Below are 17,294 nucleotides of genomic sequence, written 5' to 3'. Positions count from 1 at the left end.
GCCTTTATAAAATCAAACAATACAGGTAGTCCGTTACCTAGAGATGGGAAAGGGCTCCAAGGAGCCCTGAGTTGTTTATTCGTAACGTTTGGCTTTGTATTTGGGGTGCATAAAGTTATCAACAGTAAGGATTTCGTCTAACTCCTCAGCTGTTAATAATCCACGTTCTAGAACGACTTCACGAACACTCTTTCCGGTTTCTGCACATATTTTTCCTACGATGTCACCTTCGTGATGCCCGATATAAGGGTTTAGATAGGTAACGATACCGATAGAGTTATAGACGTAGTTTTCACAAACCTCTTTGTTGACGGTAACGCCGTCAATGCATTTATCGCGAAGGTTAACACAAGCGTTAGTTAGAATGGATAGCGATTCAAACATGCTTTGTGCGATTACTGGCTCCATAACATTAAGCTGAAGCTGTCCACCTTCTGCCGCAAAAGAGATGGTGTTGTCGTTGCCTAGAACTTTGAAGCAAACCTGATTCACTACCTCTGGTACGACAGGATTCACTTTCGCAGGCATAATGGAAGACCCCGCTTGGAGTTCTGGCAGGTTGAGTTCATTTAATCCCGCACGTGGGCCAGAAGAGAGCAAGCGCAAGTCATTGCAAATCTTAGATAGCTTCACCGCCAAGCGCTTTAAGGCGCCGTGGGTCATGACGTAAGCTCCGCAATCTGACGTTGCTTCAATCAAATCTTCGGCGGGTACTACTTTAAGTCCCGTTACCTCAGCGAGGTGTTTTACTGCGAGCTGCTGATAACCTTCCGCCGCATTGAGACCAGTGCCAATCGCCGTCGCGCCTAGGTTCACTTCTAGTAGTAGTTTAGATGTGTAGTCAAGGGCTCGAATTTCTTCGTTTAGTGTCACCGCCCAAGCGTGAAATTCCTGTCCTACTGTCATTGGTACCGCGTCTTGTAATTGGGTACGGCCCATTTTGAGAACATTGTTAAACTCTTGGCTTTTAAGTTCAAACGCGCCTTTTAGATATTCAATCGCTTCAATGAGTTTTTGAACACTGTTGTACACGGCTATTCTAAAACCAGTAGGGTAGGCGCAGTTAGTGGATTGGCTTTTGTTGACGTGATCGTTAGGGTTGACGAAGTCGTATTGACCTTTCTCTTTTCCCATCAATTCCAAAGCCACGTTTGCTATCACTTCATTGGCATTCATATTTACCGATGTGCCAGCGCCGCCTTGGAAGACATCGGATGGGAATTGGTCCATACACTTGCCCGTGTCCAATATTAGGTCACAAGCTTCGATGATATAACGAGCGACATCTTTGGGGATAACACCCAGTTCTCTATTGGCAAGAGCAGCGGCTTTTTTGGTCATTACCATACCGCGCACAAACTCAGGTACGTCAGAGATAGTGGCATTAGAGATGTTGAAGTTTTCAATGGCTCTTAAGGTATGGATACCGTAATAGGCATCTGCTGGAACGTGACGCTCACCGAGTAGATCTTCTTCAATGCGTGTAGGGGCAACAGCCGCTTTTGGGGAATCAGTTAGAGTAGTCATAACAGGATCCTTAGGTAATTATTCTTAAAATAGTTTGCGAAGCTAGCCATTCTGCAGTTAAGAATCCTTTCGTCAGAATTTAAGGCTGTTAAATCCGTCCTGACTTATGCCGCCTATGATACTTTGCCCAGTGTGAAAAAATAGTGACTAGATCACTATTTTGGCTTTTATAAGGTCAATAATTTGCAAAGATTTTTAGAAGTTGGATTTTTCACCTAGTTTGCCTTATCACTCTTTTTTACAAGATTAAATTGAGCTGTAGAGGGGGAATGCATACACTGAAGAAAACAAAGGAGGGCGTGTGTTTCCTATCTTATTACTACTGTTTATTTTTGTACCTATTATAGAAATTGGCCTGTTTATCCAAGTAGGCGGATTTCTTGGGCTTTGGCCTACCATCGGGTTGGTTCTGGTCACAGCGTTTGTCGGTGCGTCATTAGTGCGCAGTCAGGGGATTCAGACTTTGCTTTCAGTGCAAGGTAAGCTTCAGCAAGGCGAGTTACCAGCCAGCAAATCTTAGAGGGTGTGATGTTAGCCGTGGCGGGTGTGTTATTGCTCACCCCGGGCTTTTTAACCGATGGTCTGGGTATGCTTGTGCTCTTGCCTGCTCCGAGAGCGGCAATCGCTAAATACTTGATGAGTAAAATGGTGGTGAGATCGGTTGGCGGTGGTCAGTTCCAAGGTGGATTCGGTCAAAGCCCATTTGACCAAGACCCTTTTCATCGAGACCCATTTCAGCGCAACGACGATGGAAATACGTTCGAAGGTGAGTACGAACGCAAAGAACAAGAGAACGACCACGATAAGCGATTGCGCTAGACTACAGACAGGCGGGTGATTATCACCCGCTTTTTTAATGAGTTATTGCGCCCCTGGATAATCCATTTGACGCCATGCTTCAAAAGCAATAATGGCTACTGCATTTGAAAGATTTAGACTTCTCGCATCGGGCATCATTGGGATTCGAATACGCTGAGGCGTTGGTACACTTTCGATCACGTCCATAGGCAAGCCACGAGTTTCTGGGCCAAAGAGTAAAACGTCGCCTTGCTGATACTCAGCTTTGTGATGGTGCTGACTGCCTTTTGTGGTACATGCAAAAATGCGGTACCCCTCAGGCCTGTTCTGTTCTAGATATTTAAGAAAACTAGGGTAGTCTTTATGACGAGTCACTCGCGCTAAATCGTGGTAATCCAGCCCCGCTCTTCTTACTTTTTTCTCTTCTAAATCAAAGCCCAAAGGTTCAATTAGATGAAGGTTGGCGCCACAGTTGGCACTTAGTCGGATAATGTTTCCCGTATTTGGGGCAATTTCTGGCTCGTATAGCGCGATATCAAACATGGTCTTGTACAACAAAGTAATAATTGGAAGTTAGTATACCCTGATTTAACTATGTTCAGTAGATAAGAAAAAGGCGATGTAAACATCGCCTTTAATCTCTATGCGCCCTGTTCTAGAGCACTTGCGTAAAACTCGTCGATGGCTTTCCAGTTGACGACATTCCACCACGCGTCGATGTATTCTGGTCGACGGTTTTGGTAACTGATGTAGTAAGCGTGTTCCCACACGTCTAAAGCGAGAATAGGTTCACCCTGAACCGTCGCTACATCCATCAGTGGGTTGTCTTGATTACTGGTTGAGGCAATTTTTAACTGGCCGTCTTTAACAACTAGCCAAGCAAATCCAGAGCCAAAAGTATTAATTGCAGCTTGAGCGAATGCTTCCTTGAAAGCGTCGAAGCTGCCAAATGTTTCGTTAATCGCTTGAGCTAGAGCGCCTTGTGGTTCACCACCAGTATTGGGAGCCATGCAGTTCCAATACAGTACGTGGTTATAGAAGCCACCGCCGTTGTTGCGAATCGCAGGGGCTTGCTTAGAAATGTTGGCAAATATTTCTTCCAGTGGGGCACTTTCGAGCTCAGTTCCCTTAACTGCGGCAATAAATTTGTCGTAGTACGTTCGATGATGCTTGCTGTAGTGGACTTCCATGGTTTTAGCGTCAATATACGGCTCTAGTGAGTCGTAAGCGTATGGAAGTTCTGGGAATACATGAGACATAGTCAATCCTCCTTAGTGAGAGGATTACTTTAAATGATAATGAGATCTATTATCAACTGAAAATTAATAAGGTTATTAAGACTTTGTCGCTTTCTGTTTACATAGTGACAACAGGCAGAGTGTGGTCAACTCATTGGTAGACAGATTGTCACTTGTAGCCCACCTAGCGCGCTGCGCTGTGCGGTAATAGTACCATTGTGTTGTCTAACTGCGCTTTCAGTGATGGCTAACCCCAACCCCGTTCCCCCGCTATGGCGGTCTCTGGCGGTTGATACGCGATAAAACGGTCTGAAGATTGATTCAAGTTCTTCATCGGGTACACCGATTCCATCGTCGTCGCATTGCACGATAATTTTTTTATCTTCAGTGCTAATACGTACTTCAATTTTTTTCTCCGCGTAGGAGATGGCGTTGCGAATAATATTTTCTACCGCACTCATTAACAGTTTAGGGTGACCTGTTAGGTTGACCGCGGGGATCTCACTGGCGACAAACACTTTGTCTATTTGATTCGCTTCAAATTCAGCGTCTTGAAGAATGGCTTCCCACAAACTGGATATAGGGTGTGTTTCTCTGACAAGATGGCTGTCTGCCTGCATACGAGAAAGCGCCAACAATTCACCTATCATCTGTTCTAATCGCTGTGCCTCGGTGTCGATACGGGTCAACTCTTGACTGTCTCCTTGCTTGCGGCTGGCTAGGGCAGTGGCCATTCGCAGACGTGTAAGAGGCGATCTTAGCTCGTGGGAGATATCAGAAAGCAATCGCTGCTGTCCCGATAACATTTGATTGACCGCCTCTACCATCTGGTTAAAGCTCGCCCCTGCTTGACGAAATTCAGTGGTGCCTTTTTCTAGTTCGGGATCGACTTCAAATTCACCGTTCGCCACGCGTTTGGCGGCTCTTTCTAGTTTGCGAGCTGGCTGACTTAATGCCCAAGCTAACCAAAGTAGCAAGGGCGTACTCACAGCCATAACGGCCAACAATAGTTGGAAAGGCTTGTCGAACAAGCGAAGGAGTAGCGGTGGTGGTTGATTCCACTTTAAGCCCACATAGAGTTTCAGATTTTGCCCTGCGAGCTCAATGGGTAGCGGCCCCGCCATCATATAGTTGCCGTATAGTTTCTGTTTTGGAACGGAAGGATCTTCAATGCTAGTAATAAAGTTTTGCAGTACTCTGAGTTTGAAATCTGGGTGTTTCAACGTAGTCAGCAATTGACCGTCTTCATCGGTGATAAAAAACCGGGGGCGTTTGTTTTTTTGCGAACGTCCATTTTCTTCAATCCGCATTAAAATTCGGCTTAGATTATCTTGATGGGCAAAGCGCTTTTCTAATGAAGTCTTGAGCTTAGTGATTCTCTGTAGGTGATCATCTGGAAGTTCACGAACCTTGCGAGGATCTAAATGGGGTAAGGTCAATACGGCAATCAGCACCAGTAGCATAGTGAACCAAAAGATGGCAAAGATACGGCCGTATAAACTGGTAAACCTCGGAAAGCGCATCAGTCTTCCTCAACCAGTAGGTAGCCGCGTCCTCTTAACGTTTTGATACGCGCTTTACCGTCTGATCTTTCCGGTAGTTTTTTTCTAAGGTTAGACACGTGCATATCGATTGCGCGGTCAAATGCGGCAAGTCTTTTACCCAGCACATCTAGGCTTAATGTTTCCTTGGTCAGTGTTTGTCCCGGGTGCTGGATAAAGTGACTGAGTAGAGCGAATTCTGTTGTAGTGAGGTCGAGTAACTCCCCAAGGCAATAGGCTTCTTGTTTACCGGGAAACACTTGAATATCTTGATAAGAAAGGCTTTCCTGAGATTTACTGTTCTTTTGATTTTGTGTCCTTCGAAGTATGGCGCGTATACGCGCTAGCAGCTCACGGTCACTAAATGGTTTGGGTAAATAGTCGTCAGCGCCCAGCTCTAAGCCAATCACTCTGTCTATTTCTTCTCCCTTTGCCGTTAACATTAAGACGGGAGTCTCCCAGTTCTCTCTCAATCTTTTTAGGGTTTCTGTTCCGTTGAGCTTGGGCATCATCACATCGAGAAGAATCAGGTCGATATCTTCAGAAAGCGCTTTAAGTCCAGCTTCACCATCATTGGCTTCTGAAACTTGGTACCCTTCATATGTGAGCACTTCTTTTAGCAAGCTGGTTAGCTCGATATCGTCATCGATCAGTAGAATGTGTGCCATGGCCTAATCTCTTCAAGAATGTCTATGTGCTTATATTAATGCTATTTGGTCGAGAAATTTAGCAACTCAACGGCTCTTTACGTTGATTTACGCTCTCTAGACGTCACTTTACCTGCCAAGTCATATTCTAGAATCAAGCGCTGTGAACAACACCTTGCAGCGAGTAACAAAACTGATTACAGGTAGAACGGATAGGGTACGATTATGAAACTAACAAAGAAACTGGTATTAGCTGCGGTTGTTGTTCCTCTCACACTTGGCAGTGCGAGCGCACTTGCTTTTGGTGGTAAAGGCAAAGATAACGGTGGTAAGTGTGGGGGCTTTAACAAGTCTATGTTGCGTCAATTGGAACTTACTGATGAACAGCAATCCCAGATGAAAGAGCTGCGCCAGTCTGCGAAGCAGAATAGAAAATCGGGATGGGATGAGAGTCGACGCGCTGAGATGCAAAGTTATCAGGCTGAGCTGGATGCGTTGATTTTGTCTGATTCATTTGATCAACAAGCGGCACTGGTACTAGCGAGCAAAATGGTTGAAAAGCAGACCGAGCGCCGAGTTGAAATGATGGAGAAACAACATCAGATGCTGAGCATTTTGACGCCAGAGCAAAAAGCGAAGTATCAGGAGTTGAGACAAGAAAAAATGCAACAATGCGTTGAAAAACGAGCATCACGTAGCGCTGATAATGCATAGTTTTACTTTTTCTGAAGGTGCCTTTGGGCACCTTTTTTCTATTTTCATCAAGGAGATTGTGACAATCCACTGGCTATCGCTGTCTGGAATCTTGGTCACTCTTGGGTATAATCTATTCAAACACTTTGTTTTAACCTATACCTATGAAAACTGAATACGCCCGTTTAGTAACACTTGCAGCTTGGACCGCAACCGTCGTCGCCACCATTCTGTTGATTGCTAAAGTGGCCGCTTGGTGGATAACTGGCTCAGTCAGCTTATTGGCATCTTTGATTGATTCGATGCTTGATATAGCGGCTTCGCTCGTCAATTTGATCGTAGTGAGGTATGCGCTACAACCCGCCGACAGAGAACATACCTTTGGCCACGGAAAAGCAGAATCTCTTGCTGCTCTGGCTCAGGCCATGTTTATTTCTGGTTCAGCTTTTTTCCTTATCCTTAACGGTATTGACCGCTTCTTTAGACCCGAACCTCTAGAGTCAATAGAGCTTGGCGTATACGTCAGTCTGTTTGCCATCGCGATGACCTTTGGGTTGGTGCAATTCCAAAAATACGTGGTGCGGAAAACTCAAAGCCAAGCTATTGCCGCAGACTCTCTTCACTATGAGTCTGATTTATATATGAACCTAGCCATTGTCGCGGCACTGGCATTGAGCTGGTACGGAGTGACTCAGGCCGATGCCCTGTTTGCTGTTGGCATTGGGTTTTATATCCTTTTCAGTGCTTTTAAGATGGTTTGGGAAGCGGTTCAAACCCTTTTAGATAGACAACTGCCAGAAGAAGAGATCGCAGAAATACGAGAAATATGCTGTAAGGTAGAAGGCGTTCTTGGGGTACACCAAGTCAGGACTCGAATGTCAGGTCCGGTGAGATTTATCCAATTGCATTTGGAGTTAGGCGATCACATTCCACTCATTGAAGCCCATCGTATCTCCGATGAGGTGGAAGATAGGCTATTAAAAAGATTCCCATATGCTGACGTTTTGATTCACCAAGACCCCTATTCGGTAGTACTTAGTTCTGAAAAAGAACAAAAATCGCAAGGTTGGTAGAGGAGCACATTGGTATAGGGCGACAAATCAGCAGTTATTGACTATCTTTTCTTCGTTCTAGTTAATGACCCGCATACTGATATGTATCAACAAAGTCGTTAATTAAAACTGTAATACTCTTACATAAGTAGAAAAGTTACATAATTCGGTGCAAATAAAAGTAGTAATCCTCTTAGTTAGAGGTAACATAATGCACAGATAGAAGGATTTTGTTGGAGGCTTGTAAGCCTCTGACGTAAGTTTTGAAATTGGATTCCCAAAAGTATCGAGGGTGAGCATGATTAAGAAGATTGGTGTTTTGACCAGTGGCGGTGACGCACCTGGTATGAACGCAGCGGTTCGAGGTGTAGTACGTACTGCCCTTTCAGAAGGTTTAGAAGTTTATGGTGTATACGATGGCTACCAAGGCCTATACGAAGACCGTATCGAAAAACTGGACCGCTCAAGTGTTTCTGATGTCATCAACAAAGGTGGTACCTTCCTAGGCTCCGCTCGCTTCCCAGAATTTAAAGAAGTTTCAATCCGTGAGAAAGCGATTGAAAATCTGAAGAAGCACGGCATCGACGCTCTTGTCGTTGTTGGTGGTGACGGCTCTTACATGGGTGCAAAGAAACTGACTGAAATGGGTTACCCTTGTATCGGTCTTCCTGGCACTATCGATAACGATATTGCAGGTACTGACTACACAATCGGTTACCTAACAGCACTAAACACAGTTATTGATGCGATTGACCGTCTGCGTGATACGTCGTCTTCTCACCAGCGTATTTCTATCGTTGAAATCATGGGCCGCCATTGTGGTGACCTTACTCTAACATCGGCGATTGCTGGTGGTTGTGAGTACATCATTACGCCAGAAACAGGCTTAAATAAAGAGCAGCTTATCGCTAATGTCCAAGACGGTATTAAGAAAGGCAAAAAGCACGCTATTATCGCTCTAACTGAGCTGATGATGGATGCGAATGAGCTAGCGAAAGAAATCGAAACAGCAACAGGTCGTGAAACTCGTGCGACTGTTCTTGGTCACATTCAACGCGGTGGTCGTCCTACTGCATTCGACCGTGTGTTAGCATCTCGCATGGGTAACTACGCTGTACATCTATTGATGGAAGGCCACGGTGGTCGTTGTGTCGGCATTCAGAAGGAACAACTTGTTCACCACGATATCATCGACGCGATTGAGAACATGAAGCGTCCAGTGCGCGATGACCTATACAAGGTCGCTGAAGAGCTGTTTTAAGAAGCATCTCTCCATCATTGCAAAAGCCACCCTAGGGTGGCTTTTTTGTTTTTCTAATTGGGGAAAATTACTCCAAGTGAAGATCAAGCGGCGTTTTACTCGCTCTGCCACCAATCTCGCGAGTTAGCTTTGGAACGAGATAGCCAGACACTTGCTCTATCATAGTGGTCATGATCTCTCGGGCTCTCTCGTCGCTGATGTAAAAGTGCGCCGCTCCTTGTACCTTATCTAATACATGGAGGTAGTAGGGTTGAATGCCAGTGTCAAAAAGCGCTTCACTTAAGTTGACTTGTGCGTCTACGGAGTCATTGACCCCTTTGAGCAAAACGCTTTGATTTAACATAGTGACACCGGCGAGCTTTAGGTGCGCGATCGCTTCGGCAAGCTCACGGTTTATTTCATTGGCATGATTAATGTGAGTAACCATAATGACTTGCAATCGAGAGTTGCTAAACAATCGGCAAAGTTCGGGAGTCACTCGTGCAGGGATGACGACAGGTAGCCGCGAGTGAATTCTCAACCGCTTGATATGGGGGATAGCGGCGATTTTTTCCAGCAACCAAATGATTTCTTCGTCTTTGGCCATCAAAGGGTCGCCGCCAGATAAAATCACTTCATTTAATTCGTTGTGCTGGGCGATATAATCGAGGTTTTGCTGCCAAATTGACTTACTACCTTTGTTTTCTTGGTAAGGAAAATGTCGTCTAAAGCAGTATCGGCAGTTGATTGCACACCCCCCTTTAAGGATCAACAACACTCGATTGCGGTATTTGTGCAGCAGACCCGGTTGATCGTTGTCTTGCTCTTCAAGAGGATCATTGGAGTATCCGGGCTGAACGTCAAATTCTTCGCTCAAAGGGAGAACCTGGCGCAGAAGTGGGTCAAGAGCGTTACCTTTCTCCATTCTATCGACAAAACTTTGCGGCACTCGCTGCGCAAAAAGCTTGCGCGCAGCAAAACCTTTTCGCCAAGGATCGGGGTCTATCTCGAGATATTCCAAAAGCTTTACAGGATCTGAGATCCCACTCGCGAGTTGTTTGAGCCAGTTTTGCTCAACAGATTCAACTTTTCGGGTTATGATATGCGGCATTAAATTTAACTCGAAGAATGGTAAGAGGAAAAAATGGCTTCTGTTAGCACGAATGAATTCAAAGGCGGTCTTAAAATTATGCTTGATAATGAGCCTTGTGTCATTCTCGAAAACGAGTATGTAAAACCAGGCAAGGGTCAGGCATTTAACCGTGTAAAAATCCGTAAACTGCTTTCGGGTAAAGTTCTAGAGAAAACCTTTAAATCAGGTGAATCAGTAGAAGTTGCTGACGTAATGGATATTGATCTAGATTACCTGTACAACGACGGTGAATTCTACCACTTTATGAATAACGAAACATTTGAGCAGATTGCCGCTGATGAAAAAGCAGTAGGCGAAAACGCTAAATGGCTAGTAGAAAACAACACTTGTATGTTGACATTGTGGAACGGTAATCCAATCGCTGTCACGCCACCTAACTTCGTAGAACTAGAAGTTGTTGAAACGGACCCAGGTCTAAAAGGTGATACGCAAGGCACTGGTGGTAAACCTGCTACATTAACAACGGGTGCTGTTGTTCGCGTTCCACTGTTTATTCAAATTGGTGAAGTGATTAAAGTGGATACTCGTTCAGCTGAATATGTAGGTCGAGTAAAATAATCTCTCTCATATTGATAAAAAGGTCACTTTGGTGGCCTTTTTTTGTGTCCATAAAAACGAAACATGATATGACACAAAGTCTTTATGCATTGAAGTGATTACACTCGATCCTATGAAATCGTCACTAAGAATCTGGCTAGATGCCGCCAGACCTAAAACACTGCCATTGGCTCTTGTCTCTATTTTGACAGGGAGCGCATTGGCATTTTCAGATCATCGGTTCTCTATCGGCGTGGCTGTACTTGCCTTTTTGACGGCGACGCTTCTTCAGATCTTGTCTAACCTTGCCAACGACTACGGGGATGCGGTTAAAGGAACGGACAATGAGCAGCGCCTTGGACCTGTTAGAGCGATTCAATCTGGTTCTGTTACACCTGCGCAGATGAAGCGCGCAATGGTTCTCAACGTTGTCTTGACCATTATGGCGGGTTTGTCCCTAGTGTTTTACGCATTGGAAAGCTTGCAAAGCATACTGGCATTTATCGGCTTAGGGATGTTGGCGATTGTTGCGGCCATCGCATATACCGTGGGGAAAAAGCCTTACGGCTATGTCGGTCTTGGAGACATTTCGGTATTTATCTTTTTTGGTTTACTAGGTGTGGCGGGTACGTACTTTCTTCATACTGGAATTGTGGCTTACTCTCTGATTTTACCCGCGGTAGGGTGTGGTTTGTTAGCCGTAGCAGTACTCAATATCAACAATATGCGCGACATTGAAAACGACGCAGTGTGCGGAAAGAAAACTGTTGCTGTTAGATTGGGTCAGAAGAACGCAAAGAAATATCACTTTATTCTGTTGGGTGGGGCGCTGGTGGCCTTCTTAGTCTATCTACTGCTTCAGCCTTCACCAGTTTGGATAAGCCTCCCCTTTTTATTTAGTCTATATGTGGCGACTCAGCACGGTAAAGCCGTGTGGCAAGCACAGCAACCTGCTCAAATAGCCCCTATGATGCCCGTAATTGTGAAATGCTCCTTGCTAACTAACTTATTGTTTGCAGGAGTGGTTATAGCTCAAACTCTGGTGAGTTAATAGTGTCTTGTCATTGCATTGACTTAATGACCCTATATACTCGAAAGTGAAGATGATCGGTATGAGAAAAAATGCTATGGAATACAACACCTCTGCGCTTTGCGATATTTACCTAGATCAGGTTGATGTAGTCGAACCTATGTTTACTAACTTTGGCGGTAGTGCATCTTTTGCAGGTCAAATAACAACAGTAAAGTGCTTTGAAGACAACGGCTTGATTCGAGATGTTTTAGAGCAAGATGGTCTAGGGCGGGTGTTGCTTATCGATGGTGGTGGTTCTTTGCGCCGTGCTTTGATCGATGCTGAGTTGGCTACGATTGCGGAAGAAAACGAGTGGGAAGGCATCGTGGTTTACGGTTGCGTACGCGAAGTGGACGAGCTTGAAGATATGAGCATTGGTATTCAGGCTTTGGCGTCTATTCCCGTTGGGGCAGGGCAGCAAAGTAGCGGAGAGCTAGATGTTGCAGTGAACTTTGGTGGCGTCACCTTCATACCAGAAGATTATCTCTACGCCGATAACACTGGAGTAATCCTCTCTCAAGAAGCCCTTGATATCGATATAGAAAGAGATGAAGAAGAGTTGGATGACATCGAAGAGTGATTCAGCTTTGATATTGGCTTAAAACCGACCTTTTGGTCGGTTTTTTGATTCTAGATAGCGCTTAAGGTTTCTCGTCGTATCTTTAAAGCATAGAGGTAACTGAACACTCCAGCCAAAATATTACTTACCGCAAGGCCAACAAACATACCTTCAATACCACACCACAGACTGCCCAACCATGCGGAGGGAAGAGTGAATAAAAACAGCCTGATAAAGCTCCAAGCCAAAGCAGTATTCGGCCGATGTAAGGCATTTAAACCAGAAGTCAGCATCATTGCGACGCCTTGGAACCCATAACTAAACGGAACTACCAGTAGATAGTGCCAAAGTAGTTCGCGTACGGCTTGCTCTTGAGAGAATAAAGCGGCTAAAGGAACACTGAGCGGAACCATCATGAGAAAAACGCCCAGTTGGAAAAGAATAGAGAAACGCATGCTGACAAATAGGCCCGAAAAGCTGCGTTGAGGGTTATTGGCCCCAAGGTTTTGCGCCATAAATGGCGTCAGAGCCGAAGTGAGGGACATAAGTACAATCACTAAGATAGATTCGATGCGCTGAGCGGCACCATAGGCGGCAACAGCCTCTGTACCGTGGCTAGAAATCATGACCATCAGCAGAGCCGCAGAAATCGCCCCAACTGCATTTGATAGGGCGGCGGGCGTCCCAATAGTCAGTAGCTGCTTCCAATCCGCGGCAATATGGCGCGGTTTCAGCCAGCCAAGTAGTTTTTCTCGGACGACAAGAACGTATAGGGAGCCGAACAATGCACCTAACCAGCTAAGTGCGCTAGCGATAGCAGCACCTTGTATTCCCAGTTCGGGAAATGGCCCAATCCCAAAAATGAGCAAAGGATCTAAGACGCCATTTATTAGCCCTGCCAATGTCATAATTTTCGCGGGCGTTTTGGTGTCTCCTGTTGCGCGGATCGCGCTGTTTCCCGCCATGGGTATCACCAGCAGAGGGATAGTGAAATACCAAATAAACATATAGTCGTGTATTAGCGGGATCAAGTTAGGCTCAGCGCCTAGCATGAGAAACAGCGGTTCAATAGTGACTAGACCAAGGGAAGAAGTGGCACAAACCAACAACACGGCAAGTAACAGTCCGTGGGTCGAAAATCGAGCGGCATCTTCCCCTTTACCCTGCCCGAGTAAGCGGCCAATACAAGTCGAAAGACCCATACCAATGCCCATGGTGATGCAGTTGACAGCAAAAGTGACGGGGAAGGTATAGCTAACCGCCGCTAAAGCGTCGGTGCCGAGCAGAGAAATAAAGAAGGTGTCTACTAAGTTAAACATCAGAATAGCGATCAAACCGAAAGTCATCGGTATCGTCATCTGACGCAGCACTTTTGGAATTGAACCTGTCAGCAGGCCGTGTTTATCGTGCATTTAGGAGTACAGGGCTTCAAGTGTAAAGCGCTAGCATACTTGATTCTGATTTTACGCGCTAGCAGAGACAAAAAAGGCCGGCTTAGTGCCGACCTTTTCAGAATAAAACGCGATTATGCGCTTTTAGCTGCTGCCGCTGCTTTTGCGATAGCTGCAAAGCTTTTCGCGTCTAGAGAAGCACCACCAACTAGAGCACCGTCGATGTCTGGCTGTGAGAAGTAAGCTTCAGCATTTTCTGGCTTAACACTACCGCCGTACTGGATGATTACTTGCTCAGCAACTGCTGCGCTTTTCTCTGCGATTAGAGCACGGATAGAAGCGTGGATGCGCTGTGCATCTTCAGCTGTAGCCGCTTTACCAGTACCGATAGCCCAGATTGGCTCGTATGCGATGATAGCGTCGTTAAGAGCTTCTACGCCGTAAGCATCGATAACTGCATTGATTTGACGAGCACATACCGCTTCAGTTTCGCCTGCTTCGTTTTGAGCTTCAGACTCACCGATACAGAAAACAGGTTTTAGGCCGTTCTCTTTTAGGAAAGCAAATTTCTTCGCGATGAACTCATCGGATTCGTTGTGGTACTCACGACGCTCAGAGTGACCGATGATGATGTGAGTAGCACCAAAATCTTTAAGCATTTCTGGAGACATGTCGCCAGTGAATGCACCGCTGTTGTTTAGGTCGGTGTTTTGTGCACCAAGGATGATCTTACTGCTGCCTTCAGCGATTACGCGCTCAGCTAGATCGATGTATAGCGCTGGTGGAGCAACGGCTACGTCAACACCTTCAACACCTTCAAGTTCAGCGTTAAGACCAGTTAGTAGCTCAGTTACCATTGCTTTGCTACCGTTTAGTTTCCAGTTACCCATCACTACAGGACGACGCATAGGAATATCTCCAATTTCTATTTAATGTAAAAAACAAACGTTATTGCGAAAGAATATAACAGATTAATCGCATCAAATCATGACTCCTGTCATGTCTTTATCGGATCTAAGACCAGAAGAGGAGTCAGTCGGTAATCGTTTGCTTATTGAACAAGAATATTCAGTGATCTCACTGACAGATTCCGGCTGGTTGACTCGGTTTTTATCCTTAACCTTGCTATTAGTGATGGGCAAAAGGGATTGAAAGCCCTTATGAAAATAACTTACACAAGAATAGGGAAGTAGCATGCCAAATCTAGTCATGGAGTATTCAAACTCAGTTGATGAGCGAGTCAATGTTCAAGGTTTATTAGAAGACTTACATGAGGTCGCATTACATTCAGGTTTGTTTGATGCGCCATCGGTTAAGTCCAGAGCTTTGCGTTGTCATCACTGGCTAGTTGGCGAAGAGGGAGACAGCGTTGATTTTATACATATCAGCTTTGAACTGCTTGATGGTCGTACGGATGAGCAAAAACGGGAACTTTCTCGCGAGTTGATCAAAGTATTGGAGCAACAGGCTGGTCATGTGAGAAGTCTGACCGTTAATATTCGGGATATGGATAGAGCATGCTTCCAAAAAGTCCTTAATTGAGCCGTTATTGATTAGACTCATTGGGGCAAAGATACGTAGTTAGCACATTGTTATTAAGGTAGTTGTAGATGTCGATTAAAGAACTCCTGTTCTCTTTTGAAGGTCGTATAGGTAGAAAAACATTCTGGATGTGGAATGTAGTGTATTACATGTTTATTGCTGGCTTTATTGTTGGTATCAGCACACTGTTCCCCAATATGGCACACTTGCTGCTCCCCATTTTTTTACTGATTATCTTAGTACCAGACCTCGCCATTACTGCAAAGCGCTGGCACGACAGAGATAAGTCCAGCTGGTGGTTGCTACTCAATATTCCTCTTCTCGTTGGACGTATGGCGGCGCCGATTGGTGATCCGTCATTGGCGACAGAAGCCGGTGTAATTGATATGCTAAGTTCAATTGCCGCCTTGGCGTGTGGGGCGTACATTTTGTTTGAGTGCGGTTTGATGAAAGGAACCAGCGGTCCAAATAAATACGGGCAACCACCTCAATAGAATGAGAACAAAAGTGAGCCGGGTGATTGCCCGGCTTTTTTATGTCATGTATTTATCGCAATAGAGAGAAAGTCGTTTGACTATTTTCTAAGTAGAATTTGCTCAACTAAATGGTCTTGGCCTTTTTTCAAAACAAGCTGAGCTCGTCCCTTTGTTGGCAGAATATTATTGCTTAGATTAATACCATTGATTGACCGCCAGATACTTCTTGCCTTATCAATCGCTTCGTCTTTTGAAAGCTGAGTATAGTGACTGAAATAGGAACCCGGCTTAGTAAAGGCGCCTAATCTAAACTCCAGAAAACGCTCGATGTACCACTGCTCGATCACATCGCACTCCGCATCGACATAGATAGAGAAGTCGATAAAATCAGAAACGAAGACTCGATGAGGGGCGTGAGGGTAGTCCATACCACTTTGCAAAACGTTTAGGCCTTCGATAATGAGTACGTCAGGCCTATCAATGGTCTTAACTTTATCGGTAATGTCATAGGTAATGTGAGAATAGACCGGCACTTCTAAGTGAGGCTTACCCGCTTTTACGTCAGATACAAAGGTTAGAAGGCGCTTTATATCGTAAGATTCAGGGAAGCCTTTTTTCTCCATTATCCCTTTGTCGTTAAGGGTTTTCTTGGGATACAAAAAGCCATCTGTAGTGACCAGTTCCACCTTTGGATGGTTTTCCCAGCGCGATAACAGCGCTTTTAGCAGACGAGCCGTAGTGCTTTTTCCCACCGCTACACTGCCAGCGATACCGATAATAAAGGGAGGTGGATTACCTTCATTACCAAGGAATTGTTGGAGCACTGTGTTGCGATTCTGACGAGCTTCAATATAAAGGTTGAGTAAACGAGCCAAAGGAAGGTAAATCTCAACGGCTTCTTCCATGGTTAGCTTTTCATTTACCCCCTGAAGTTCCTTTAGGTCTTCCAGAGTCAGCGTCATGGGAACTGAGTTTCTAAGCTCTGCCCACTGTTGACGATCAAAAGAAAGATATGGGGTCATAGTCCTGCCACCGAAATAAAGTCCAGCTGCGAACATACATTAAGTAGTAGAGAATGCAAATTACAGTGGTGACGATTGAGGTAAAACGGCTAATTTTGCACGAAAAAACATCAAATAAGCGAAAACATGACAAAATGCGAATTTTTTTTAAATTACCTATTGCAAGGGATAAAATCATTCAATAGAATGCGCACCACTTATGCCGACTTAGCTCAGTAGGTAGAGCAACTGACTTGTAATCAGTAGGTCACCAGTTCGATTCCGGTAGTCGGCACCACTTTCTCCGCTATAGTAGTGAAAGTGAAAAATTTGGAGGGGTTCCCGAGTGGCCAAAGGGAGCAGACTGTAAATCTGCCGGCACTGCCTTCGATGGTTCGAATCCGTCCCCCTCCACCATATTCTTTAGGAAATAGCTCTCAGAGTTACGTGTTGCGGGCATCGTATAATGCTATTACCTCAGCCTTCCAAGCTGATGATGCGGGTTCGATTCCCGCTGCCCGCTCCACTCTAATTTGAGTGCTGATATAGCTCAGGTGGTAGAGCGCATCCTTGGTAAGGATGAGGTCGGCAGTTCGAGTCTGCCTATCAGCACCAGCTCTTAAGCAAAGTTTTCCTTTTGATATATACTTTATTACCAAATATTTTGGTTGCGTGGTCATTCAAGCCACCTAAATCCGTACCTAGAGGGACAACTCATGTCTAAAGAAAAATTTGAACGTACGAAACCGCACGTAAACGTTGGTACTATCGGCCACGTTGACCACGGTAAAACAACTCTTACTGCAGCTATCTGTACTACTCTTGCA

At 45.1% G+C, this 17,294-nt stretch carries 18 protein-coding genes, 4 tRNA genes and 1 pseudogene; 14 read left to right on the top strand and 9 right to left on the bottom strand.

Annotation, left to right across the window (positions count from 1 at the left end; genetic code table 11):
* Positions 1 to 75: 75 nt before the first annotated feature.
* Positions 76 to 1,527: an aspartate ammonia-lyase gene (gene aspA, locus BLO31_RS17660; protein ID WP_070969820.1), complete on the bottom strand. Its 1,452-nt coding sequence runs from the start codon at positions 1,525 to 1,527 to the stop codon at positions 76 to 78.
* Positions 1,528 to 1,828: 301 nt separating this feature from the next.
* Between aspA and BLO31_RS17655 the strand changes: the two are divergent.
* Positions 1,829 to 2,346: pseudogene (locus BLO31_RS17655) on the top strand (FxsA family protein).
* A 42-nt stretch (positions 2,347 to 2,388) separates the two neighbouring features.
* Here the strand turns inward: BLO31_RS17655 and BLO31_RS17650 are convergent.
* The 4 genes from BLO31_RS17650 to BLO31_RS17635 all read right to left on the bottom strand — a co-directional run bounded on the left by BLO31_RS17650 (position 2,389) and on the right by BLO31_RS17635 (position 5,772).
* A complete protein-coding gene (locus BLO31_RS17650) occupies positions 2,389 to 2,868 on the bottom strand; it encodes a tRNA (cytidine(34)-2'-O)-methyltransferase (RefSeq protein ID WP_070969817.1) in 480 nt (159 codons plus the stop codon).
* A gap of 98 nt (positions 2,869 to 2,966) precedes the next feature.
* Positions 2,967 to 3,584, bottom strand: a complete 618-nt coding sequence (locus tag BLO31_RS17645) for a superoxide dismutase (RefSeq protein WP_070969814.1) — start codon at positions 3,582 to 3,584, stop codon at positions 2,967 to 2,969.
* A gap of 125 nt (positions 3,585 to 3,709) precedes the next feature.
* The gene (gene cpxA, locus BLO31_RS17640; protein ID WP_070969811.1) at positions 3,710 to 5,086 is read right to left on the bottom strand and encodes an envelope stress sensor histidine kinase CpxA; all 1,377 of its coding nucleotides are present in this window, start codon (positions 5,084 to 5,086) and stop codon (positions 3,710 to 3,712) included.
* Positions 5,086 to 5,772, bottom strand: coding sequence for a response regulator (locus BLO31_RS17635; RefSeq protein ID WP_070969807.1), 687 nt, complete (start codon positions 5,770 to 5,772; stop codon positions 5,086 to 5,088). Before BLO31_RS17635 ends, cpxA begins: the two co-directional genes overlap by 1 nt.
* Before the next feature lie 204 nt (positions 5,773 to 5,976).
* Here BLO31_RS17635 and BLO31_RS17630 point away from each other — a divergent pair, with 204 nt between their 5' ends.
* The 3 genes from BLO31_RS17630 (at position 5,977) to pfkA (ending at position 8,757) form a co-directional block, all read left to right on the top strand.
* Positions 5,977 to 6,465 carry a CpxP family protein gene (locus BLO31_RS17630; protein ID WP_070969804.1) on the top strand — a complete coding sequence of 163 codons (489 nt, stop codon included), beginning with the start codon at positions 5,977 to 5,979 and terminating at the stop codon, positions 6,463 to 6,465.
* Positions 6,466 to 6,608: 143 nt separating this feature from the next.
* Entirely contained in the window at positions 6,609 to 7,517 is a 909-nt protein-coding gene (gene fieF / locus BLO31_RS17625; protein WP_070969801.1) for a CDF family cation-efflux transporter FieF, read from the top strand.
* Positions 7,518 to 7,794: 277 nt separating this feature from the next.
* Complete coding sequence (pfkA, locus tag BLO31_RS17620; RefSeq protein ID WP_070969797.1) at positions 7,795 to 8,757, top strand: 6-phosphofructokinase; 963 nt, start codon at positions 7,795 to 7,797, stop codon at positions 8,755 to 8,757.
* A gap of 67 nt (positions 8,758 to 8,824) precedes the next feature.
* On the opposite strand, the gene epmB is transcribed toward pfkA, so the two are convergent.
* Complete coding sequence (gene epmB, locus BLO31_RS17615; protein WP_070969794.1) at positions 8,825 to 9,847, bottom strand: EF-P beta-lysylation protein EpmB; 1,023 nt, start codon at positions 9,845 to 9,847, stop codon at positions 8,825 to 8,827.
* Between the two features lie 33 nt (positions 9,848 to 9,880).
* On the opposite strand from epmB, the gene efp reads away from it, so the two are divergent.
* From efp to rraA, 3 genes are all read left to right on the top strand, one after another.
* Positions 9,881 to 10,447 (top strand): elongation factor P, encoded by a 567-nt coding sequence (efp, locus tag BLO31_RS17610; protein WP_070969789.1) that lies wholly within the window; start codon positions 9,881 to 9,883, stop codon positions 10,445 to 10,447.
* Positions 10,448 to 10,559: 112 nt separating this feature from the next.
* On the top strand, positions 10,560 to 11,477 hold the full coding sequence (locus BLO31_RS17605) for a 1,4-dihydroxy-2-naphthoate polyprenyltransferase (protein WP_070969787.1): 918 nt from the start codon (positions 10,560 to 10,562) through the stop codon (positions 11,475 to 11,477).
* A gap of 76 nt (positions 11,478 to 11,553) precedes the next feature.
* A complete protein-coding gene (gene rraA / locus BLO31_RS17600) occupies positions 11,554 to 12,078 on the top strand; it encodes a ribonuclease E activity regulator RraA (RefSeq protein ID WP_070969944.1) in 525 nt (174 codons plus the stop codon).
* A gap of 50 nt (positions 12,079 to 12,128) precedes the next feature.
* Here the strand turns inward: rraA and BLO31_RS17595 are convergent, their stop codons facing one another.
* Positions 12,129 to 13,469 (bottom strand): MATE family efflux transporter, encoded by a 1,341-nt coding sequence (locus BLO31_RS17595; RefSeq protein WP_070969784.1) that lies wholly within the window; start codon positions 13,467 to 13,469, stop codon positions 12,129 to 12,131.
* Positions 13,470 to 13,582: 113 nt separating this feature from the next.
* Positions 13,583 to 14,356 (bottom strand): triose-phosphate isomerase, encoded by a 774-nt coding sequence (gene tpiA / locus BLO31_RS17590; protein WP_070969781.1) that lies wholly within the window; start codon positions 14,354 to 14,356, stop codon positions 13,583 to 13,585.
* A gap of 286 nt (positions 14,357 to 14,642) precedes the next feature.
* On the opposite strand from tpiA, the gene BLO31_RS17585 reads away from it, so the two are divergent.
* A complete protein-coding gene (locus tag BLO31_RS17585; RefSeq protein ID WP_070969778.1) occupies positions 14,643 to 14,990 on the top strand; it encodes a 5-carboxymethyl-2-hydroxymuconate Delta-isomerase in 348 nt (115 codons plus the stop codon).
* Positions 14,991 to 15,058: 68 nt separating this feature from the next.
* Positions 15,059 to 15,484 carry a DUF805 domain-containing protein gene (locus BLO31_RS17580; RefSeq protein ID WP_070969775.1) on the top strand — a complete coding sequence of 142 codons (426 nt, stop codon included), beginning with the start codon at positions 15,059 to 15,061 and terminating at the stop codon, positions 15,482 to 15,484.
* Positions 15,485 to 15,564: 80 nt separating this feature from the next.
* Here BLO31_RS17580 and coaA read toward each other — a convergent pair whose 3' ends face one another.
* A complete protein-coding gene (gene coaA, locus BLO31_RS17575; protein ID WP_070969772.1) occupies positions 15,565 to 16,488 on the bottom strand; it encodes a type I pantothenate kinase in 924 nt (307 codons plus the stop codon).
* A gap of 201 nt (positions 16,489 to 16,689) precedes the next feature.
* Between coaA and BLO31_RS17570 the strand changes: the two genes are divergently transcribed.
* The 5 genes from BLO31_RS17570 to BLO31_RS23255 form a co-directional block, all read left to right on the top strand.
* A tRNA-Thr gene (locus BLO31_RS17570) sits at positions 16,690 to 16,765 on the top strand.
* A gap of 34 nt (positions 16,766 to 16,799) precedes the next feature.
* Positions 16,800 to 16,884 (top strand) — tRNA-Tyr (locus tag BLO31_RS17565).
* Between the two features lie 35 nt (positions 16,885 to 16,919).
* A tRNA-Gly gene (locus tag BLO31_RS17560) sits at positions 16,920 to 16,993 on the top strand.
* A 13-nt stretch (positions 16,994 to 17,006) separates the two neighbouring features.
* Positions 17,007 to 17,082 (top strand) — tRNA-Thr (locus BLO31_RS17555).
* A gap of 101 nt (positions 17,083 to 17,183) precedes the next feature.
* The coding region (locus tag BLO31_RS23255) for a GTP-binding protein (protein ID WP_239670767.1) at positions 17,184 to 17,294 on the top strand (111 nt) is incomplete at its 3' end.

The sequence above is a fragment of the Vibrio sonorensis genome (assembly GCF_001854765.1).
Classification (GTDB): Bacteria; Pseudomonadota; Gammaproteobacteria; order Enterobacterales; family Vibrionaceae; genus Vibrio; species Vibrio sonorensis.
The sequence above is the reverse complement of the archived record's forward strand: the minus strand, read 5'-3'. Positions and strand labels throughout refer to the sequence as shown.